Here is a 19293-nt window from a genome sequence, read left to right as displayed (position 1 = left end):
TCCGCTCTCAAGATTTTTATCTGCTTTGGTAAAAGGCTTGAAGAACACTAGCAGCCTGTCGGACTTAAGACTGTCCTACTGCGGTCGCGATAAATTGGTCTAAAAATTCCTGCTCCCTCGTCAAATAGCTCGCTATTCTCCTCGGAATCAGAAATTTTTATCCTCAATTTCTCGCAATCCTCGCTACGGACGCTCAAGTCCGACAGGCTGCTAGGAGCCTGACCGAGAATAGACTGCCCTACTGCGGCGGCAGCAAATTGGTCTGAAAATCCGCTTTTGTTCGTCAAATAGCTCGCTATTCTCCTCACAAAACCGAATTTTCATCCTCAATTTTCTGCCGTCCTCGCTACGGGCGCTATTCTCGGTCAGGCTCCTAGGAAAATGTTGATCAAGCCTTTTTTACCTTAACGGTAAACGACTTTGTCACCAGAACCTGATTCCATATGACCGATGATGAAGGCCTCTTCACCCAGTTCATTCAGTCTGGCTACGGCCTGTTCAGCCTGTAATTGAGGAACACAGACCACCATGCCAACACCGCAGTTGAAGGTCAGGTACATTTCTGACTGGGCAATGTTGCCCGCTTGCTGCAGATGTTTGAAAACTTCCGGGATTTCCCAGCTTTTGGTGTTAATGACGGCGACACAGCCTTCAGGAATAACCCTTGGCAGGTTTTCAGTCAGACCGCCGCCGGTAATATGTGCCATGGCATGGACTGGCAGTTCTTTCTGGAGCTGTAGTAAGGGTTTGACGTAGATTCGGGTTGGAGCCATCAGGGCTTCAGTCAGTGGCTTGCCATCAACTTCACTGCTCAGGTCTGACTGGCTGACTTCCAGAACCTTGCGGATCAGGGAGTATCCGTTAGAGTGCGGGCCGCTGGATTTCAGGCCAATCAGAGCATCGCCGGCGGCAACTTTGCTGCCATCAATGATATTGGACTTTTCAACGACACCAGTGCAGAAGCCCGCCAGGTCATAGTCTTCGCCCTGATACATACCGGGCATTTCTGCGGTCTCACCACCAATAAGTGCGCAGCCAGCTTGTTCACAGCCTGCACCAATACCGGTAACGACCTGCTCAGCAACGTCAACATTGAGTTTTCCGGTTGCGTAGTAATCCAGGAAGAACAGGGGCTCGGCACCAGAAACCAGCAGGTCGTTGACGCACATGGCCACCAGATCAATACCAATGGTATCGTGCCTGCCCAGATCCATAGCCAGTTTCAGCTTGGTGCCTACACCATCAGTGCCGGCAACCAGAACCGGCTCTTTATAACCTGATGGTATCTGGCACAGGGCACCGAAGCCTCCCAGGCCGCCCATGACTTCGGGACGTGAGGTGGCTTTGGCTACATGCTTGATGCGATCTACCAGGGCGTTGCCTGCCTGGATGTCGACACCTGCGTCTTTATAGCTCAGGGAAGAAACAGGGGAATTTGTATCGCGGTCGCTTTTGCTCATCGGAGATGTATCCGCACCGTGGAATCTAAAGTGGATTGATCAGAGCGCGCATTCTAACGTAACCCGAAAAATTCATAAAGCCGCCTGCTATTGCTCAGGTTTTATGGTCGGCCTCCTGATGTTTAAGAAAGATTTTCTACAAAACCGGAAAGTTATGGCAAAATGAAGGGATAATCGGCTCCGGGCGTTTCGTCTGGGTAATTAGTACTCTTTACAAAGATAAGCAGTCTTGTCGGAAGTCGCTGTCATCTGTAAACCGGCCTTTGGCTGTATTGATGTTTATGACGGTTTGTTCACGAAGAGTGCCTGTTTTTGATTCCGGACATTATGTATAAAACATGCAAGCTGGAACGATTGTTCCCTCTTTCCAGACTGATATTCACCCTTCTTTTGGCCCTGTTGTCTATTCAGCTGCCTGCTGCAGAGATGAACGGACTTTATCGTGTCGGCGTACCTGTCACCAGTCAGGGGAATGAGGAAAGGGAAGCAGCCATTAAGCAGGCTCTGTCTGAGGTCCTGGTTAAAGTAACCGGGCAGCGCAGTACCCTCAGTAATGAGGCGGTGTTACAGTCACTTAAGAATGCCTCTGCGCTGGTTCGGAGTTTTGGTTATGAACGCCGTGATACCGAGTCAGGACAGCAACTTTTTCTTCAGGTGCGTTTTAATGAAGCGGCAGTTAATCGACTGCTGCGAGAAAATGATTTGGGGATCTGGGGTTCCAACCGACCAGATACCATTGTCTGGTTAGCCATTGAAAAGCAGGGAGGCAGGCAGATTCTGAGAGAATTGGCAGACTCACCTCTGGTGAATAATCTGGAGCATGTTATGGCTGCCCGCTCATTGCCTGTGACTCTCCCTCTTATGGACTTTGAAGACAGTGCTGCGATTTCTGATGTTGATGTCTGGGGACTGTTTTCGGACAAGTTGGCTCAGGCGTCAAGAAGATATGGCTCTGAGGCTGTATTAGGGGGGCGTCTGAGTGAAGTGCGCGGACGCTATAATGGCCGCCTGGTTCTTCTCTTCAAAAATCAGCAGTTTGATGCCACAGTCCAGGACCTCTCTGCAGAAGGACTGGCTCTGGCTATTGCTGATCTTATTGGTAATTCCCTCTCCCGGCACTATGCAGTCATCTCTGGTGGCAGCAGTGTCAATCCGATGCTGGAAGTGGAGGGTATTGACAGCACACAGGACTATGCAGGATTAATTAAATACCTGAAAGGTTTGACGGCGGTGAGGGATGTGATGGCAGTCAAGGTCGGCGGTAATAAAATTCAATTGGAGCTGTTAATTGATGGTACGCTTAGTCAATTATCGGATGCTATTGCCCTGGGACGAAAGATGAGAGCGACTGGTACTGATGAGGTCAACCAGACGTTGCAATACCGTTGGCTGGGAGGCTGACAGGAAGTCAGATATTAAATTCCGGAGTGCGTTTTTTGCATGCACCCTGCAAGGCGAGTTGCAATAGAAGGAAGAAAATGACCAGACAGCAACAGTGGATGCTAGCAGGCATCGTATTGGTTGGCGTAGTGCTGATTAATTTTGTCGGGGCGGTCATGACACCCTTTGCGATCAGTGCTGTGCTTGCCTATTTAGGCGATCCGCTGGTTGATCGTTTGGAAAGACTGAAGCTCTCCCGGTCACTTTCGGTGGCACTGGTTTTTCTGGTGATTTTTACTTTTCTGGTACTGATGCTGCTCATTCTGGTACCGGCATTATTCCAGCAAGTTAAAACCCTTATGCAGTTGCTTCCGGTCTGGGAAGAGTGGCTCAGAATCAATGCCATCCCAAAACTGGTTGAATACACTGGTCTGGACCCTGAGTGGTTTGATATCAGTCATCTGGTCAAGGCGATGGCGGGTGAGTGGCAAAAAGCTGGTGGGCTTCTGGCTCAGCTGGGTCGTTCAGTCACCAGCTCGAGTCTGGCAGTAATAGGTTTTCTTGTGAATCTGTTCCTGGTTCCGGTTGTGACTTTTTACCTCTTGCGCGACTGGGATCATATGATGGAACATATCCGTCTGATGCTACCTGTCAACCTTGAACCTATTGTGGTTGAACTGGCCAGTGAATGCGATGAAGTCTTGGGTGCTTTCCTCAAGGGTCAACTTATGGTCATGCTGGCCCTGGGGTTGATCTACGGTATAGGACTCTGGGCGGTAGGCCTGCAGTTTGCGTTGTTGATCGGACTACTGGCGGGGCTGGTCAGTATCATTCCTTACATGGGGTTTGTGGTTGGTTTCACCACAGCCATCATAGTGGCTATTTTTCAATTTGACAGCTACCTGCCGTTACTTTTGGTGACCGGTGTGTTTGCCCTGGGACAGGCTCTTGAGGGGTGGGTGTTGACACCTTATCTGGTGGGTGACCGGATTGGTTTGCATCCGGTGGCTGTAATCTTTGCGCTGATGGCAGGTGGGCAGATTCTGGGCTTCGTCGGGATGCTAATAGCACTGCCATTAGCAGCCATTATTATGGTACTCTTGCGTCATCTGCATCGAAATTATAAGGCGAGCCACCTGTATAATGCTGGTGAGCCGAGGGAGTAAGGTGATCTATGCCCGCAGCGAACAGAAATTCATTTTGCCATGCCATTCAGACGAGGGATAAGTGAAATGATTTTGTTGCAGCTGTCTCTTGCAGATTCAATCAACCCGCTGAAGCTGGCATTTTTCAATACAAATGCTGCAACAGAGGGTTCGGAATGTCTATCCATTGTTAAGGTTGAGCGGCATTTCCCGCTCAAGGCTATTTAATGTCGTATATGAGCCAGCCTGTGCAATTACCGCTCAGTGTTCAGATCAGGGACGATGCCACCTTTGAAAATTTTTTCAGCGGAGATAATGCTGCGCTGGTCAACATTCTGGATATGGATCAGCGGGTCAGTGGGATAGACTCAGAACAGTTTATCTATCTCTACGGAGCTCCCGGCGTTGGTTGCAGTCATCTTCTTCAGGCTGCCTGTCATCAGGTTGATCGCAGAAAAGGTCGTAGTATCTATCTGCCTATGAAAGAGCTTGTTCACTATCCTTCAAAGCTGCTGGAGGGCATGGAAAGACTGCAACTGGTGTGTGTTGATGATGTGAATGCTGTAGCAGGCATACCAGAGTGGGAAGAAGGTCTTTTTGATCTGTTCAATCGCCTCAGGGATTCCCGGACTCGCCTGCTGGTGGCGGCTGATTGCCCACCCAAAAGACTTTCTATCCTGTTGCCTGACCTGGTCTCGAGACTAAGCTGGGGCCTGGTATTTCAGGTTCAGCCTCTCAGCGACAGGGACAAAGTGTCGGCATTGCAGCTTCGGGCTCACCTGCGCGGGCTGGATATGAATGAAGATGTGGCCCGGTATATCATATACCGCAGTAACAGGGATATGGGGCATTTATTCAAGATGCTGCAAAAGCTGGACAGTGCTTCATTGAGGGCCAAAAGGAAGTTGACCATACCCTTCGTCAAACAAGTCATGAATTGGTAATCAAGAGAAGAAGTATGCAAACCCAGAAGCCGGCTATCCGGTTTGTGCTCTTTGTCGTTGTTATTCTGGCCATTCTGCTGTTTCTGATTTCAGTGATGCTAATGGTTCCTGGTCGGTATACAGACCAGCTGCTCCAGCAAATAGAAAATCAAACCGGGGTTGAAGTCCTTCCCGTTAAGAAAGAGTACTCTTTCTTATCCGGTAAATTCCTGCTCACCAATCCGGAGCTCAGAATCTCGCCCGGAATTACTCTTAAGTCAGAATCTATGGTTGTCAATGTTGCCTGGACTTCCCTGTGGAAACAAGCCATTGACCTGGATCGAATCGACTTTAAAAAGCCCGGAATTTTTATTGATCTGGCGATCATCGGTCAGAAACCACCCATGCCCAACCTTTATCAATTTCTCAGGGAAACGGAGCAGTTTGTTTTCGAAGACGGATCGATGAGGGTCGTGAACTCCGAACAGACCGGTTCCAGTAAAGTGGTCAGTATTGATTTCAGTAAAATGGAGCTGAAAACCTATCGTCCTGATCAAATAGATGTTGAAGTTGTCAGGGATTCAAGTCACATCAAGTGGTCACTGGGTGGTATTATTGATTTAAAGAAACTGGCACTGTCTGGTCAGTTATCCATTGATGAGCTTCCACTGGCTGATGTTGTCAGCCAGAACTTTCTTGAATGTTCAAATTGTTCGCTGGAAGGCCGCCTTTCGACAGACTTATCTGTTGAATGGTCCGAGGATCACGGGGTGGAACTGACTGGCACGGCGAAAGTGCTGGAGGGTGAATATCGTGATTTGAACTCCGGTCTTGATCTGGGCTGGAAAGAATTATTTGCAGAGGGCTTCCAATTCAGATCCCGGAAAGCTTTTGTCGAAGACCTTTCATTCAGGGGTGGCTTGTTGACGATCAATGGCAGTCCTTTGGAGCAAGTCGCAAAAACGCTTAATCGTTCATTATCCGCTGATGGTTCTGTACCATTCACCGTAAAAAATATCGAATTCAATGGCGCTGTCCAGTCATCCCAAAAGCAGAATCGTAAACTATTCAGTAACAGTCGGGTGGAGCTGGCAGTGATGAATCCGGAACAATTCACCTTTCAGCTCAATGGGCAATGGCTTGAGCGTGTTCCACTCTCTATGAAAGGCAGTGTCGATCTGAAGAATGCAGTAACCTCGAGACTTAACATTGCTGCCAGGGATGTGGATTTGTCTTTGCTGCCTGTTTCAGATCGGTCTGTTGCCGGATATGATCTGGCCGGAAGTCGTGTTAACCTTAATCTTACTTCCTCTGCAGGAGGAGGCAGCAAGGGCAAGTTGACTTTTTCAAAGCTTACAGGCAAGCCTGTCAAGCCTGAGCTGGATATCAATCACGTGAAAGCTTTGATGGCTAACCCTCAGTCCATCATTTCCATAGACGTTACGAATCGCGACGAGCTGTCGCCGCAGGTTGCGGCAGCGGAAGCTACGAGGGAGGCATGGGAGCGTGTGCTGGAACAGCCCCTGCAGTACCTTTCCAGCCAGGCCGGTATCAAGCCAATTTTATCCGGTGATATACAGATGCCGTCGGGTAAGGCTGTGTTGACAGAAAACGACAAAACACAATTGAAGGGCTGGGGTCGAGTGCTCAGAATAAGGCCTGAACTCAGTCTGTCTCTGAAAGCAATAGCCAGCAAGAATAAAGATTGGCCCAGTCTCTCCAGGGCAGAGCTTGAGTCCGATCTGGTTGAACTCTATTCGGCCATCCATCAAACAAAGCCGGGAGAGGTGACAGAGATTCCGGCTGACGTCAGAGGGCATTTGATTGAGCAAATGTATCTCAGGGCCCACAATCGAAAATTACCCGAAGTGGGTGATGCCAGTCAGAGCAAGCGTATCAAAGAGGCAGAGCAATGGCTGTTGATAAACTGGCCAGCGAATCAGGAAAAAATGAATAAGCTGGCCACTGACCGTCTTAATCTGGTTTATGATTTTCTGCGGAATGAAGGTGTCAGCGAGAAACGTATCATCAGCAGTCCACCCTCAACGGTGGAAGAGGCCGGTTCAGCCATCGAAGTTCAGCTGTCCTATTAGAATCGGTTGACGAAAAATAAAGCTCTTGCCAACGCAGGAGCTTTTTTTTGAGAAGAAAAAGGTCGGTCTTTCTGGGAAAGGTTCAGTCAGCGGGCTGATTGTTTAACTGCCCCTGCCAGCGGGTAAACATCATGGCAGATACAAACAGCGCACTGCTGAATGCGGTAATCAGCCATCCATGTATGGAGTTTTTGATAAACCAGGCGTCAAGCACACCGCTGATAAAGTAAAAACAGAGAATGAAGCATAACCAGGCCGATGCCCTTGGCTGTCGCCTGATCAACCCGTAAAGAGGTAGCAACAGTGGAACAATCGTGAAAGACGCAATCATCCATAGCGAATTTTGAGGTGGGTGCAGCCAGAGCACTTTTGCGATCTGCGAAGCTAGCAGGCAGAAGTAGAGTAGCAGGCTCAGCCGATAGCATAGCCTGGCTTTTTGATTCAGGTCCACGATTAAAGGATCTCCAGAACGGATTCTGGCGGGCGACCGACACGCGCCCGACCGTTGCTTACGACGATGGGTCTTTCAATCATTTTGGGGTAGGCAATCATTTTTGCAATTTGCTGCTGCTCTGAAAGTTCCTGGCCTTTGATGTGGTCCTTGTACTCCTGTTCGCCCTTGCGCATCAGTTCTTCGGGGCTCTTACCGAGTTGTTTCAGAATGTCAGTCAAAGCGGCTTCGCTGGGCGGGGTATCCAGGTAAAGCACTACCTCAGGGCTGATACCTTTTGCTTCGATCAGGGCCAAAGTCTGTCTGGACTTTGAGCAGCGGGGGTTATGGTAAATCGTAACGCTCATATGGCTTTGCTCTCGAACTATTTTCATAACAGGCAGTTGTTTCGACAGGCTGGTGCCTGAAGTATTATTTCTGTGATGGGAAGATTATCGTTGAATGGGGTTCGGTGCAATTGAAGTCATGTAGCCCGCAAATATTCTGTAAATTCACACACTTCTAACCAAATCAACCCTATAATTCTCCACCGATTACTGTCAGAGCTGGCTGGTGGGCGCAGATCTAACAATAAACCCTTTCCAAGAGTGCCACACCCGAAGAGCGGAGTGAAAAAATTAATGCTGCGGTTGAGGGGATACTGAATGGCTTTCCTCCGGGGCATAAGAACTGATAGGCTTCTCTGAGCTGGAGCCTGGCTAAAAATCCTCGGGTCAGGCTCTTTTCAATATCAGGGATTCGTTATGCCAGACTCGCTTTTTTCCACTTCTTCACAGGCTCAATATGTTCAGTGGCTCCGTGCCTATTTCCTGTCTGTCTCTGATACTTTCTTTAAGCACCGTTGCCTCAATAACGCCGCTGCTCTGACTTATACGACACTGTTTGCTGTGGTGCCGATGATGACGGTTACTTATAGCATGTTATCGGCTATTCCTTCTTTCCAGGGGGTTGGCGAGATGGTTCAGAGTTTTATATTCAGTCACTTTGTTCCGACAGCGGGCGAGCAGATCCAATCTTATCTTTCCAGCTTTTCCCAGCAGGCCCGAAAGTTGACTGGCTTGGGCGTTGCCTTCCTGGTGGTCACGGCATTCATGATGCTCAGGACCATTGATGGTGCCATTAATCAGATCTGGCAGGTAGACAGGGTTCGCCGGGGAATTGCCGGCTTCCTGCTCTACTGGGCGATTCTGAGCATGGGGCCCTTCCTGCTCGGTGTTGGTTTTGTGCTGACATCTTATCTGGCGTCCCTTAAGCTGATAGCTGATACCACTGCCTATCTTGGGGTTGATCAGTGGCTCTTACGTTTAACTCCCATTCTGTTGAGCAGCATTGTTTTTACTTTACTCTATATGGCTGTACCCAATCGATATGTACCTTTTCGTCACGCTTTTACAGGAGCGCTGATCGTAGCTTTTTTGCTTGAAATGGCAAAGAGTGGTTTTGCTCTGTTTATTACTCTGTCACCGTCGTATCAATTGATCTATGGTGCTTTTGCGGCCGTTCCCGTGTTCCTGCTTTGGATTTATTTAAGTTGGATACTGGTTCTTTTTGGTGCCGTACTGGTCAGGAGTTTCGCTTTATCCAACCAGACCCGGAACGAGGCGCTTCCACCTTTAATGGGTGTTCTGGTGATCCTGAACGGATTTAATGAGCAGTTTCAAAAAGGATTGAGTTTCAAGCTCGAACAGCTGCACCAGTCGGGATGGAATCTCTCTCTTGAGGATTGGGAGCTTTACACCAGCTGCCTGTTGGAGGAGGGAGTGGTCAGTAAAAATGATCTGGGTGAAATGATACTGGCCAGGGATCTCAGACATCTGGAACTCAATAACCTTTGCCAGCAGCTCCCCTGGTCATATCCATCGGATCAGCAGCTGGAGTCTGTTGTGACTCAGGATAAGCCTGTATGGTATGGTCAACTGGTTGATCGACTGAAACAGTTGAATGAACAGCAGCGGGTTGTACTCGATTGCCCTTTGGATGACCTCTTTACTGAATCCTGAAAATACTGACCTCAGTCAAAATTTCATTTAATGAATGTGATCGTTTAGGTTCCATGCACAGCCGCAAGCTGATCATCAGGCTTTCGTAACAGGTGTTACCAGTCTTGCCCGTTGTTTTGAATCCTTGATGTCTGTTATTGCCATTATTTTTGTGTTGCAGTCTCGCTCCAACAGGCTTCCGTGCGACTTTATGAGATATTCCAGCTAGAATCAGAACAAACTCATCACAGGGTCTGAGGCTAATGCGACAATTTTTTTTCCGCTTCTTTCCGTTGGTACTGACCACTCTGTTTCTGTCTGCCTGCTCTAAACCGGATTTGACAGATACTCAGGGAAAAGGCGTTTTTCTCAAAGATGATAAGGGTCGGTGGACTGCTATAAACATCTGGGCCCACTGGTGTGGGCCCTGTCGTGAAGAGATTCCGGAGCTGAATGCCCTGGCCAGTGACGGAAAGGTTCAGGTTCTGGGGTATGATTTTGATGACAGTCAGGGAAAAGAACTGATAAAAAAAGCCAGAAATATGGGTATTCGGTTTCCTGTTATTACCGAGAGTCCATTGGTGTTGCTGGAGACCAGAAGTCCTCAGGTATTGCCTGCGACCATGATTGTTAATCCACAGGGAAAACTGATAGAAATATTGTATGGGCCTCAGACAAAGGAAAGCCTTGAAGAGAGCATCCGGGTATTGATGAATATGGTTGATGAAAATGGCTAATCAGTGCAGACGTGCAAAGGTTGAGGGGAGGGTGCAGGGCGTCTGGTATCGCGGCTCAACCCAGCAAGAGGCCAGAAAGCTGGGGATTACCGGATGGGCAAAGAATTTGCCAGACGGGAGGGTTGAAGTTTTAATGTGTGGTGAAGAGAGAGAGCTGGACAAGCTGGAAGCCTGGCTGCAAAGCGGTCCTCCCATGGCTCGAGTTACTGGCGTTAGTGTTTCCCTCGAACCTGAACAGGAGTTTTCCGAATTTACTACGGGCTGATCAGGTGCCGACATAGTTTTATGAAGTACATCTCAGTCATTGCGCCAGTGACGATCCCAGTTTTTATACACTCGCTCCGGGTACCAGGTTTTGCCAAGGCTGCCATTGTAACGGGCTAATGCCCGGGTCAGGTTGCCTTTTTCCTTTTCCAGATAATAACTGAGAATATGGCTACCATATTTCAGGTTGGTCTCTACGTCGGTCAGGTTATCTTGTGGGCGGCCAATGACGTCTTTCCAGAATGGCATAACCTGCATAAGGCCCTGGGCTCCGGCAGAAGAAACAGCAAATCGGTCAAAAGAGGATTCTGTCTGAATTAATGCCAGCACCAGTTCGGGGGAGAGTTTAGCGGCAGTGGCCTTTTTGTGAATTTTTTTGAGCAGCTCCAGGCGCTGTCGAGGACTCTGATGTTTCATGAACGGCGTTAGCCGGCTGGACATATCGACCAGCCAGACTTCTGCCTCGAAACGATCTGAAAAGCTCTCAGTGCTGCTGAGAGCCTCTTCAAGATAGATCCGAAGCCCTTCATCCACTTTTTGCTGACTCCAGCCGGTTGTCGGAGTCAACAAAAGTGCGAGGGTGAAACCTGTAATCAGGCTGTTTTTATTATAAAACGACGGCCGTTTGATAAACGGTTCAGGCCAGACGTTCCTTAAGAAAGTCGGAAATTTCACTGAGTGCCACGTCTTCGCGATCTGCTGCCCTGCGATATTTGTATTCTACCTGACCGTTTGCCAGCCCTCTATCACTCAGGACCACCCGGTGTGGAATACCGATCAGTTCCATGTCGGCAAACTTGACGCCCGGACTGGCTTTACGATCATCCAGAAGGACGTCGTAGCCCGCTTCAGTCAGTTCCTTATAGAGGTTCTCGGCGGCTTCCCGAACGGCTTCAGACTTCTCAATCTTCAGACCAATAATGGCGATCTGGAAAGGCGCAATGCTTGCGGGCCAGATGATTCCCCGATCGTCATGATTTTGCTCAATGGCGGCTGCGACGACCCGGGAAACGCCCAGCCCGTAGCAACCCATTGCCATAGTCACGGCTTTTCCGTTTTCATCCAGAACGGTCGCGTTCATTGACTCAGAGTATTTGGTGCCCAGTTGGAAAATATGGCCCACTTCGATGCCGCGCTTGATTTCCAGGGTGCCCTTACCGCATGGGCTGGGATCGCCTTCTACAATATTTCTCAAATCGGCGATGCGGTCGAAAGATGCGTCTCTCTCCCAGTTGATACCTAATTGATGTTTGCCATCTGTGTTGGCGCCAGCCCCAAAGTCAGACATGACCGCAACTGTGCGGTCAACAATACATGGGATACTGATGCCAACAGGGCCCAGAGAGCCGGGTCCGGCTCCCATGACGGGCTTGATCTCTTCTTCTGTTGCAAAGCGCAGAGGTGCTGCAACTTCAGGCAGTTTTTCCGCTTTTATTTCATTCAGTTCATGATCACCACGAACCATCAGGGCAACAAAGTCCGCTTCTGATTCTTCGTCTGCTGCAACAATCAGAGTCTTGACCGTCTTCTCAATGGGTAGATCAAATTGCGCAACCAGGTCTGCAATGGTTTTTGCTTCGGGGGTATCGACCAGGCGTATTTCTTCAGACGGAGCTGCTCTCTCGTGAGAAGGTGCCAGAGCTTCTGCTTTTTCAATGTTGGCTGCGTATTCGCTCTGGTTGCTGAAGACGATGGCGTCTTCTCCAGATTCGGCCAGGACATGGATTTCGTGTGAGGCGCTGCCACCGATGGAGCCCGTATCCGCTTCTACAGCCCTGAAATTGAGGCCCAGACGAGTAAAGATACGGTTGTAGGTATCGTGCATGTTTTCGTATTCACGACCGAGGCATTGGTCATTGGAATGGAATGAATAGGCATCCTTCATAATGAACTCTCGACCACGCATCAGGCCAAAACGGGGGCGGATTTCATCACGGAATTTGGTTTGGATCTGGTACAAATTCATGGGCAGCTGTTTGTAGCTGCTGATAGTGTCTCGAACCATATCGGTGATGACTTCTTCATGAGTAGGACCAATGACGAAATCGCGCTGATGACGGTCTTTAAATCTAAGCAGTTCGGGGCCAAATTGATCCCAACGTCCGGTTTCCTGCCAGAGTTCAGCCGGTTGCACGGCAGGCAGCAGGACTTCCTGTGCGCCAGAGCGGTTCATCTCTTCACGAACAATGTTCTCTACCTTCTGGAGAACGCGCAGACCCATCGGCATCCAGCTGTAGAGACCGGATGCCAGTTTACGGATCATGCCTGCTCGCAGCATCAGCTGATGGCTGACGACGACGGCATCAGAAGGTGTTTCCTTGAGGGTGGAGATCAAGGATTGACTAGTACGCATGTGCTCAGTTATCCGATTATCAAAACGCAAAAGTGGCATATTACTACGGTTGTGCAGAGACGTCATGGCTACTGAGTGAATCACAGTCGAATTTCACCGGCAGGTTAGCTATAGTGCTGCAAATTATTACTGGCAACTCGGCTTAATCGGAGTAATTATGAGCGAATTTCAGCTGGATAAGAGGCTGGATAAGGACTGCTTTGTCATGGGGGATCTGCCCCTCTGCCGGGTTTTGCTGATGAATGACAGTCAGTATCCCTGGTTTATTCTGGTACCCAGGGTGGCAGGGGTTTATGAAGCTTTTCATCTTGATGAAGAGCAGCAGCTACAGCTGGCCTGTGAGTCGTCATTGACGGCAGCCATTCTGAATGATGTCTTTGAGGCGGATAAAATGAATGTAGCGTCTCTGGGTAATGTTGTGAAACAGTTGCATGTTCATCATATTGTCCGTTATGAAAGTGATGTTGCTTGGCCAAACCCTGTTTGGGGCAGGTTGCCAGCCAAGCCATACGGGCAGGCGCAGGTCGCTGAGATCAAAAAGAAGCTGGAATCATTGTTCAGCTGCTTTGAATCAGTGGGGGGAGTGAAATGAAAGAGGAATTGATTGAGCTGCAGACCCAGCTCAGTTTTCAGGAAGATACCGTTGCCCAGCTTAATGAGGTGGTCACCCGTCAGCAGCAGGAAATTGATCGTTTGAAGCAGGAAATGATTCAGCTGCAGAAGCAATTAATGGCTATGGCCAGCTCTCGGTTGGAAGAACAGAAGGAGACTGCTCCTCCTCATTATTAATAAGGGTCAGAAGCCTTAACGGGGCCGGAAAGAGCCCCATTCATTAAAAGTATTGATGTTAGCGGCCTTTGGGTGCAGCAATCACGTCTTCTGCCTGCAGTCCCTTATCTTTTTCCACCACGATAAATTCTACCCTTTGCCCTTCAGACAGTGTCCGATGACCCTCTCCACGTATCGTGCGGTAGTGGACGAAGACATCTTCACCACTATCCCGGGTAATAAAGCCGAAGCCCTTTGAAACGTTGAACCACTTGACGGTGCCTGTTTCTCTATCGGAATCTACGATTTCCATTGGGCTTGTGGGGTTGAAGGATCTCAGGTTGATTACGACGTGCAGCAGAACCCCGGCAACGAGGAGTAGTGAGGATGGAATCTCAGGTGTCTGGTGAGAAAATATTGCCCAGCCACTGAGTGCAGTCGCTGCAATCAGCATAACTGAAGCCATTGCCTGCAAAAAGGATTTCTTGCCACGATAGACTGTCAGATAGCAGCCAAGGCAGAGGTGAATCAGTGCGGCAGTGAGCAGCAGCATGGTAGCTGAGGCGATAGCCAGTGCGCCACCCAGCAGCACATTGAGGACAGACCCCTCCACAATTAATGCTGCCAGTGAAAGGATGCCTAAGATCATGTGGATAAATTTAAGATGTTTCAAGTGCTGAGTCCTTTTGGTTGTTATGAGTGTGACTGTAAAAATATGTCGATTTCAGGCATTACTGCATTAAAAAGCGCCTTAAACCGGTAAAACATCAATAAAGCTCCTTGCTGCAAGCTCTCTATGAAGTGACTGCCTCCCGAAATTATGGGAATGCTTTGAAATCAGTAATGCGGTCAATTCAGCGCGCAAACAAACGGGCAACAAAAAGCCACAGCGTAACACTGCTGTATGGATTAATGTAACGTCATTGTGCCTCTATCTCAAACTCTTTCTATGCCCCTTATATAGAGGGCTATGGCAATGCTTAAAAGGGTGCAAAAAAGACTACCACTGTAAAAAATCACTTGTTATAGTGATTTCAGATGTTTCAAAAGTCTGGTTTTGCAGGCTCTCTGAGGTTAGGGAAGTTTAATGTCCGATTTTTCGGACTTGCCTCGTGAAACATTAAATCAGCCTGGTGAAGTGGCAGATCACAATCCGCTGGTGCGGAAGGTAACCTACAGGGAAAATCCATCAGGAGAGTAATTGTATGGCAGCGAAGAAAGCCACAGCTATCAAGGATAAGTACAGTAAAACCCAGATTCTTGCTGATATTTCAGAGAGTACCGGTTTGAGTCGGAAAGAAGTGGGCGCTGTGCTGGAAGAGTTGGGAATACTGGTAGAGCGTCATATCAAGAAGCGGGGCTGTGGCGAGTTCACTCTTCCGGGACTGCTCAAGATCGTGACCAGGAAAAAACCTGCTCAGAAAGCCAAGAAAGGCGTACCCAATCCATTCAAGCCTGGCGAGTTAATGGATGTGCCCGCCAAGCCCGCCAGTATTCAGGTCAAGGTGCGTCCTTTGAAAAAGCTCAAGGAATACGCCGCTTCGTGATGACGCTGGTGTTGACTCTTTGAGTTCTTCTCAGTCCTTCAAGGGAGGTATTCAGCCTCCCTTTTTAGTGTCTGATGTATTTGTTTAGCAATGATTGCCTTTTGATGGGGTGCTGTTTAAGTCGGTTTGCTGCTTTCGGCAATAAAAAAGCCCCTGCATGTGCAGAGGCTTCATAAGGTTGCTCTTCTGATGGTTAGATCAGAATACAGCGACGTTGTACTTCAGGATGACTCGTGTGTCGGTCTTGACAACATCGTCTGCACCTTTGGCTTCAACAGTATTGTTTGCGTATCTCAGGCGGGCAGTCAGACCCTCAACCTGAGGAATTGCATAATTGATGTCCAGGTTGTATTCAGTTTCGTCCTCAGACTTAACTTCACCCATGACGTAAATACCCTTGACACTCAGGCCGTCAACGACGCCTTCAAAATCATATCCTGCAGAGAAGCCCCAGGCTTTTTGGCCATTGCTGTTGAAGTCAGAGATCTGGATAGAGTTATAGCCAAAGTAACCGGTGTCATCGTCACCGCCAGCCCAGCCAATTTTGTATGCGCCCAAGTCTGTGCTTTCAACTTTTGTGTACGCAATGCCAAAGTCGGCATGGCCTACACCAGCGGCCACTTTCAGTCCATAAGTGTACTGACTCTTGTCTCCAGTCGCTGGCTTGCTGTCGCCAGTAAGTTCGACTTGCCCGTACTGACCAGCCACACCCACTTCAACACCTTCAACTTCTGTAGAGAAGCTGGCTTCGCCCAAGTATTTCTTGGCATAGTTGCTCTGGCTGGCATAGTCTGCGCTTAATTCCAGACCGTTACCAAAGTCGTAGGCGCCACCCAGTGTCATTACTGCTTCACTGTCGTCGCCTACCTCGTAATCTTCAAAGCCTGACTCGGTTTTACCATTGCCTTTCGTAATCCAGGCTGTATGAGCAGACAAGCCGGATAAGGTGATGTCTGCATAGAAACCTTCGCTCAGGCTTGGCAGAACACGGCTATCAGAGTCGTTGACCAGAGGTGTGTCCAGGAACATGCGTCCATATTTCGCTACACCCATGTCAGCAAGATTGAATTTAATTGCGTAGGATGTTTTGCCGTAGCTGTGGGAATCGCCATTGCCGTCAACCCTTAGCAGGCCGGGATTTTTAAGGCTCTCATCAATGAGATCGATGTTAGAGGCGCCCAATTTCAGAGAGTAGTAAGCACCCAAGTCCAACCCAACGATGTTCTCAAAATACCCAGACGAGAAGTCAAGACGAACACCCTGCGCCCACTGAGAATTAGCGTAATCCACAGTGTCGCCACTTTTGGTTGGTTCTTTGTCAGCGGTTTTGGCTTGATAGAAGTTGCGCAACTCCAGGTTCAGGCTTGATTCGTCCAGGAAGGCGTTAGCCTGAGCAGAGGTAGCCATAAAAATGGCAGCACTCAGTGCACTGATTTGTGCGAGTTTCATTAGTGTTCAGCTCCTTGCTGCATTCGATGTGTGTTCTAGCCCTGGTTTCAAAAATCCTTGTACTGCTCGGACGGAATGTACTGCGAAACCTCCCCATAGGGCTAAGAGTGATTCTTATACAATCCTTAACAGGATGCAACAGGGTTTAGAAAAATCTCACATCTTTTGTACAAGCGTTTAGCGGGGCCGCATCCTTGTATGATAAAGCTATCCAGCAATCCCGCCCCAATAAGGCACCGACTGTATAACCGACATCGAGGTGAGTAACAGTCATGTCCTCGTACTCATAGAAGTGCCGCAGAACCGGACATGAACAGAGTCTTGCTCAATTCTGGCAACGCCTATGATATTTTCCAGACCTAATATGCCACAACTATCTCCATCAGCCGACTTGCCAGCTAAACGAATGACAACATCAGAGCAGCACTCATCGTAGTTATAACGACAAGTTTCAAACGTAAGAAGACATGAAACTTGAAATTATCAGGCCCAGCCCTTTTTGATTAAGTGTTTAGGCAATATGAGTACTTGAGTAAAACAGCGATCTGATATTTTGCAAATCATCTTAATGAATAAAAATTAGTTCTTTTAATTTCTTTTTGTTGGTTTGACAGGATTAATGAATGAAAGTCAGAAAAAAATGAATGTTTATAATGAATTGAGATCATTTGTTTTTCAGGGATGAAATATGAACAGCTTGCAGCAAAATGCTGAAGCAGGAAAAGACCTTTGGCTGACTTATTTAAGACGGGGCGGAACGATACGTGAATTAAGAGGGCTGGATCAGGGGCAGATGGAAGCCATCTATCAGCTTGGATTCAGTCATTTTGGTATTGGTCACTACGCAGAAGCTCTTAAAGTCTTCCGTTATCTGGCTCTTCTGGATCATCGCAGTTCTCGTTACTATTTGGGAATAGGGCTGGCGCTTCATCATTTAAACCAGGATGCAGCTGCAATCCCCGCACTGAGTTATGCCGAAAGGTTGGATAATGAAGATCCTCGTCCTTCAATTTGTATGACGGAGTGCTTTATTCGTCTGAAAAATCGAAAATTGGCGGTGAAAGCACTATCAAATGCAGCGAAAATTCTGAAATCATCCAAAGGGTGGGAAGAAGAGCGAAAGCAGGCCAAACAACTAAAGCACTATCTTATAGAACCTTCAGGGAGGAAGTGACTATGAATCCAGTCGATCCCAATTCCGGAATATCCCAGACTCCTGTGCAACAGAGTGGGCAGGTATCTCAAACTCCAGCACAGGCGCAGGTGAGCCAGGGATTCAGTAATTCGAATTCGATTTCCAGCTCGCAAAATAGCAATAGCGGTCAGGCGGTCAGTGTCAGTCCAGATCAGCCAGGCGTCTCCAATGCCGACAGTCGTGACTTTCTCCAAAAAGCTTTTGACGCCAGACTGGATGGCTTCAGGGCAGCAGTGCATGAATTCAATCGTCGCTTCAATGCTGAGGATATAGATATTAGTGACACTCAGTCACTCATTCTTATTGTTAAAGGGATGATCAGTGATGCTCAGGCTATGGTGAGTGCTGCTTCTATCGATCAGAATTTCAGCAATCGGGTCTATCAGCAAAGCAGGAGGGAGGATAGTGCAGTCAATGCCCTTAATCTGAGAGAAACTATTCGATCCAGAACCAGGGATTTAAATGACATAGCGGCTCAGCGGGAAGTCTATGCAGAACTCCTGGCCAGCAAAAATCTTCATAAAACCCTGAAAGAGGCTGAATTGGCCAGTGCTCAGTCTAATCAAGCCGGTAACAATAGCAGCGGTGGTCAAATAAACCGGTTGATGAATGAAATTACAGCGCTCGAGTATCAAATTGCAGGTGTTGCCACAGAAATCAGTGCTCTGAGTCAGCAGATGAAGACATTGGAAGCCAGTAATACCGCAGATCATGCCGCATTACTCAAAGCTAACAGGCAGCTGAATACAGTGACCTCAGAGTTTGTGCGTGTTAACAGTCTGCTGGGGCGAATTCGTCAGCGGTTCGATCCTGCTGCTATGAAAACCGGTGAAGAAGGTGTGCAAGCCGTAAAAGAGCTCGAACAGAGGGCTCAGAAAGAGCAGGTAAGGGAGTTCAGAAGAAGGGAGCAGAACGAGGACGGAGTAAAGTCGCTGGATAAAGAGCACAAAGAAGGTGAAATCCGGTCAGAGGATGACCGGATTGAGCTTGAGGAGGGTGCTAACCAGTTTCTTGCCACTGAGGATCTGGAGACTCTGCAACAGGTATTCTCTCCCTCTGACCCTGCAGAGCTGAGAAGTGCTGTTCAGCTCCTTGACGATAAACCTCAGGCAAGAACCTCTCCTGCAGTGGAAGAAGGGTTCGCTATTGCTTTGCATAGCGTCCCCTCAGAAAAGGCGCTGGAGGATGCAGTCAACCCTGCAGCGGAGACTCACCGGGGTGATAATCTCAGTTTTGAAGGTGCAAGCAGTCCTCAGGTTTTTGCCCGCCTCTGGATGGAATCAAAGCTGGAAGAAGGTCAGGAAACTCAGGATGTGAAAGAAGATCATCTCGATGAAGTGGCTGAGAATGTGGATGCTCAACGCAAGAGTGTTGCTGAGCATCTGCAGGATTTTGAGTCGATTCTACTGGAAGTCGCTGAGTCGCTGGAAAAGCAGCAGGAGGCAGCTGTTCAAATCAGCAAAAGTAATCGAGTTTGAGAGCAACGGGGAGGGGCTCCCTTCCTCGTCTTTCGTAAAGTCTGCACAGTCATCGAAAATATCCCTGATCC

General features: G+C 48.5%; 20 protein-coding genes. 13 read left to right on the top strand and 7 right to left on the bottom strand.

What is annotated here, in order from left to right:
• Window positions 1-404 precede the first annotated feature (404 nt).
• A complete protein-coding gene (gene purM / locus ACO6VG_RS23325) occupies window positions 405-1460 on the bottom strand; it encodes a phosphoribosylformylglycinamidine cyclo-ligase (RefSeq protein ID WP_422475859.1) in 1056 nt (351 codons plus the stop codon).
• 327 nt (window positions 1461-1787) lie between these two features.
• On the opposite strand from purM, the gene ACO6VG_RS23320 reads away from it, so the two are divergent.
• The 5 genes from ACO6VG_RS23320 (at window position 1788) to ACO6VG_RS23300 (ending at window position 7001) form a co-directional block, all read left to right on the top strand.
• Complete coding sequence (locus ACO6VG_RS23320; RefSeq protein WP_422475857.1) at window positions 1788-2861, top strand: DUF2066 domain-containing protein; 1074 nt, start codon at window positions 1788-1790, stop codon at window positions 2859-2861.
• Window positions 2862-2938: 77 nt separating this feature from the next.
• The gene (locus ACO6VG_RS23315; protein WP_422134483.1) at window positions 2939-4006 is read left to right on the top strand and encodes an AI-2E family transporter; all 1068 of its coding nucleotides are present in this window, start codon (window positions 2939-2941) and stop codon (window positions 4004-4006) included.
• A gap of 66 nt (window positions 4007-4072) precedes the next feature.
• Window positions 4073-4213 carry a hypothetical protein gene (locus ACO6VG_RS23310; RefSeq protein ID WP_422134482.1) on the top strand — a complete coding sequence of 47 codons (141 nt, stop codon included), beginning with the start codon at window positions 4073-4075 and terminating at the stop codon, window positions 4211-4213.
• Window positions 4213-4929: a DnaA regulatory inactivator Hda gene (gene hda, locus ACO6VG_RS23305; RefSeq protein ID WP_422411389.1), complete on the top strand. Its 717-nt coding sequence runs from the start codon at window positions 4213-4215 to the stop codon at window positions 4927-4929. The genes ACO6VG_RS23310 and hda overlap by 1 nt, the downstream gene beginning before the upstream one ends.
• Window positions 4930-4943: 14 nt before the next feature.
• Window positions 4944-7001, top strand: coding sequence for a hypothetical protein (locus ACO6VG_RS23300; RefSeq protein WP_422134480.1), 2058 nt, complete (start codon window positions 4944-4946; stop codon window positions 6999-7001).
• A gap of 82 nt (window positions 7002-7083) precedes the next feature.
• Here ACO6VG_RS23300 and ACO6VG_RS23295 read toward each other — a convergent pair whose 3' ends face one another.
• Both ACO6VG_RS23295 and arsC read right to left on the bottom strand, forming a co-directional pair.
• Window positions 7084-7452 (bottom strand): DUF2069 domain-containing protein, encoded by a 369-nt coding sequence (locus tag ACO6VG_RS23295; RefSeq protein ID WP_422134479.1) that lies wholly within the window; start codon window positions 7450-7452, stop codon window positions 7084-7086.
• Between the two features lie 2 nt (window positions 7453-7454).
• On the bottom strand, window positions 7455-7799 hold the full coding sequence (gene arsC, locus ACO6VG_RS23290; RefSeq protein ID WP_422134478.1) for an arsenate reductase (glutaredoxin): 345 nt from the start codon (window positions 7797-7799) through the stop codon (window positions 7455-7457).
• A gap of 396 nt (window positions 7800-8195) precedes the next feature.
• On the opposite strand from arsC, the gene ACO6VG_RS23285 reads away from it, so the two are divergent.
• From ACO6VG_RS23285 to ACO6VG_RS23275, 3 genes are all read left to right on the top strand, one after another.
• Window positions 8196-9452: a YihY family inner membrane protein gene (locus ACO6VG_RS23285; RefSeq protein ID WP_422134477.1), complete on the top strand. Its 1257-nt coding sequence runs from the start codon at window positions 8196-8198 to the stop codon at window positions 9450-9452.
• A gap of 242 nt (window positions 9453-9694) precedes the next feature.
• A complete protein-coding gene (locus tag ACO6VG_RS23280) occupies window positions 9695-10168 on the top strand; it encodes a TlpA family protein disulfide reductase (protein ID WP_422134476.1) in 474 nt (157 codons plus the stop codon).
• Window positions 10161-10433: an acylphosphatase gene (locus ACO6VG_RS23275; protein ID WP_422475855.1), complete on the top strand. Its 273-nt coding sequence runs from the start codon at window positions 10161-10163 to the stop codon at window positions 10431-10433. The genes ACO6VG_RS23280 and ACO6VG_RS23275 overlap by 8 nt, the downstream gene beginning before the upstream one ends.
• 32 nt (window positions 10434-10465) lie before the next feature.
• Here the strand turns inward: ACO6VG_RS23275 and ACO6VG_RS23270 are convergent, their stop codons facing one another.
• Together ACO6VG_RS23270 and ACO6VG_RS23265 are read right to left on the bottom strand one after the other, a co-directional pair.
• The gene (locus ACO6VG_RS23270; protein WP_422134474.1) at window positions 10466-10966 is read right to left on the bottom strand and encodes a lytic transglycosylase domain-containing protein; all 501 of its coding nucleotides are present in this window, start codon (window positions 10964-10966) and stop codon (window positions 10466-10468) included.
• 103 nt (window positions 10967-11069) lie between these two features.
• Window positions 11070-12785 carry a proline--tRNA ligase gene (locus ACO6VG_RS23265; RefSeq protein ID WP_422134473.1) on the bottom strand — a complete coding sequence of 572 codons (1716 nt, stop codon included), beginning with the start codon at window positions 12783-12785 and terminating at the stop codon, window positions 11070-11072.
• 157 nt (window positions 12786-12942) lie between these two features.
• On the opposite strand from ACO6VG_RS23265, the gene ACO6VG_RS23260 reads away from it, so the two are divergent.
• Both ACO6VG_RS23260 and ACO6VG_RS23255 read left to right on the top strand, forming a co-directional pair.
• Window positions 12943-13377, top strand: coding sequence for an HIT domain-containing protein (locus tag ACO6VG_RS23260; protein ID WP_422475853.1), 435 nt, complete (start codon window positions 12943-12945; stop codon window positions 13375-13377).
• Window positions 13374-13574, top strand: coding sequence for a SlyX family protein (locus tag ACO6VG_RS23255; protein ID WP_422475851.1), 201 nt, complete (start codon window positions 13374-13376; stop codon window positions 13572-13574). The genes ACO6VG_RS23260 and ACO6VG_RS23255 overlap by 4 nt, the downstream gene beginning before the upstream one ends.
• Window positions 13575-13632: 58 nt before the next feature.
• On the opposite strand, the gene ACO6VG_RS23250 is transcribed toward ACO6VG_RS23255, so the two are convergent.
• Window positions 13633-14226, bottom strand: a complete 594-nt coding sequence (locus ACO6VG_RS23250; protein ID WP_422134470.1) for a cold-shock protein — start codon at window positions 14224-14226, stop codon at window positions 13633-13635.
• A gap of 532 nt (window positions 14227-14758) precedes the next feature.
• Here ACO6VG_RS23250 and ACO6VG_RS23245 point away from each other — a divergent pair.
• Window positions 14759-15100, top strand: coding sequence for an HU family DNA-binding protein (locus tag ACO6VG_RS23245; RefSeq protein ID WP_317142335.1), 342 nt, complete (start codon window positions 14759-14761; stop codon window positions 15098-15100).
• Window positions 15101-15298: 198 nt separating this feature from the next.
• On the opposite strand, the gene ACO6VG_RS23240 is transcribed toward ACO6VG_RS23245, so the two are convergent.
• Window positions 15299-16549: an OprD family outer membrane porin gene (locus tag ACO6VG_RS23240; RefSeq protein WP_422475849.1), complete on the bottom strand. Its 1251-nt coding sequence runs from the start codon at window positions 16547-16549 to the stop codon at window positions 15299-15301.
• Window positions 16550-17237: 688 nt separating this feature from the next.
• Between ACO6VG_RS23240 and ACO6VG_RS23235 the strand changes: the two genes are divergently transcribed.
• Both ACO6VG_RS23235 and ACO6VG_RS23230 read left to right on the top strand, forming a co-directional pair.
• A complete protein-coding gene (locus tag ACO6VG_RS23235) occupies window positions 17238-17723 on the top strand; it encodes a hypothetical protein (RefSeq protein ID WP_422411400.1) in 486 nt (161 codons plus the stop codon).
• A 2-nt stretch (window positions 17724-17725) separates the two neighbouring features.
• Window positions 17726-19222, top strand: a complete 1497-nt coding sequence (locus ACO6VG_RS23230) for a hypothetical protein (protein WP_422475847.1) — start codon at window positions 17726-17728, stop codon at window positions 19220-19222.
• Window positions 19223-19293: the final 71 nt, after the last annotated feature.

The organism is Endozoicomonas sp. ALB032, assembly GCF_049310125.1.
In the GTDB taxonomy this organism is placed as follows: Bacteria; Pseudomonadota; Gammaproteobacteria; order Pseudomonadales; family Endozoicomonadaceae; genus Endozoicomonas_A.
This window is presented reverse-complemented; position numbering and strand designations above follow the sequence as displayed.

Bases quoted from the DNA above. Each gene is read 5' to 3' on its own strand.
- purM (WP_422475859.1), bottom strand. From the start codon at position 1,460: ATGAGCAAAAGCGACCGCGATACAAATTCCCCTGTTTCTTCCCTGAGC.
- ACO6VG_RS23320 (WP_422475857.1), top strand. From the start codon at position 1,788: ATGTATAAAACATGCAAGCTGGAACGATTGTTCCCTCTTTCCAGACTG.
- ACO6VG_RS23315 (WP_422134483.1), top strand. From the start codon at position 2,939: ATGACCAGACAGCAACAGTGGATGCTAGCAGGCATCGTATTGGTTGGC.
- ACO6VG_RS23310 (WP_422134482.1), top strand. From the start codon at position 4,073: ATGATTTTGTTGCAGCTGTCTCTTGCAGATTCAATCAACCCGCTGAAG.
- hda (WP_422411389.1), top strand. From the start codon at position 4,213: ATGTCGTATATGAGCCAGCCTGTGCAATTACCGCTCAGTGTTCAGATC.
- ACO6VG_RS23300 (WP_422134480.1), top strand. From the start codon at position 4,944: ATGCAAACCCAGAAGCCGGCTATCCGGTTTGTGCTCTTTGTCGTTGTT.
- arsC (WP_422134478.1), bottom strand. From the start codon at position 7,799: ATGAGCGTTACGATTTACCATAACCCCCGCTGCTCAAAGTCCAGACAG.
- ACO6VG_RS23285 (WP_422134477.1), top strand. From the start codon at position 8,196: ATGCCAGACTCGCTTTTTTCCACTTCTTCACAGGCTCAATATGTTCAG.
- ACO6VG_RS23280 (WP_422134476.1), top strand. From the start codon at position 9,695: ATGCGACAATTTTTTTTCCGCTTCTTTCCGTTGGTACTGACCACTCTG.
- ACO6VG_RS23275 (WP_422475855.1), top strand. From the start codon at position 10,161: ATGGCTAATCAGTGCAGACGTGCAAAGGTTGAGGGGAGGGTGCAGGGC.
- ACO6VG_RS23265 (WP_422134473.1), bottom strand. From the start codon at position 12,785: ATGCGTACTAGTCAATCCTTGATCTCCACCCTCAAGGAAACACCTTCT.
- ACO6VG_RS23260 (WP_422475853.1), top strand. From the start codon at position 12,943: ATGAGCGAATTTCAGCTGGATAAGAGGCTGGATAAGGACTGCTTTGTC.
- ACO6VG_RS23255 (WP_422475851.1), top strand. From the start codon at position 13,374: ATGAAAGAGGAATTGATTGAGCTGCAGACCCAGCTCAGTTTTCAGGAA.
- ACO6VG_RS23245 (WP_317142335.1), top strand. From the start codon at position 14,759: ATGGCAGCGAAGAAAGCCACAGCTATCAAGGATAAGTACAGTAAAACC.
- ACO6VG_RS23240 (WP_422475849.1), bottom strand. From the start codon at position 16,549: ATGAAACTCGCACAAATCAGTGCACTGAGTGCTGCCATTTTTATGGCT.
- ACO6VG_RS23235 (WP_422411400.1), top strand. From the start codon at position 17,238: ATGAACAGCTTGCAGCAAAATGCTGAAGCAGGAAAAGACCTTTGGCTG.
- ACO6VG_RS23230 (WP_422475847.1), top strand. From the start codon at position 17,726: ATGAATCCAGTCGATCCCAATTCCGGAATATCCCAGACTCCTGTGCAA.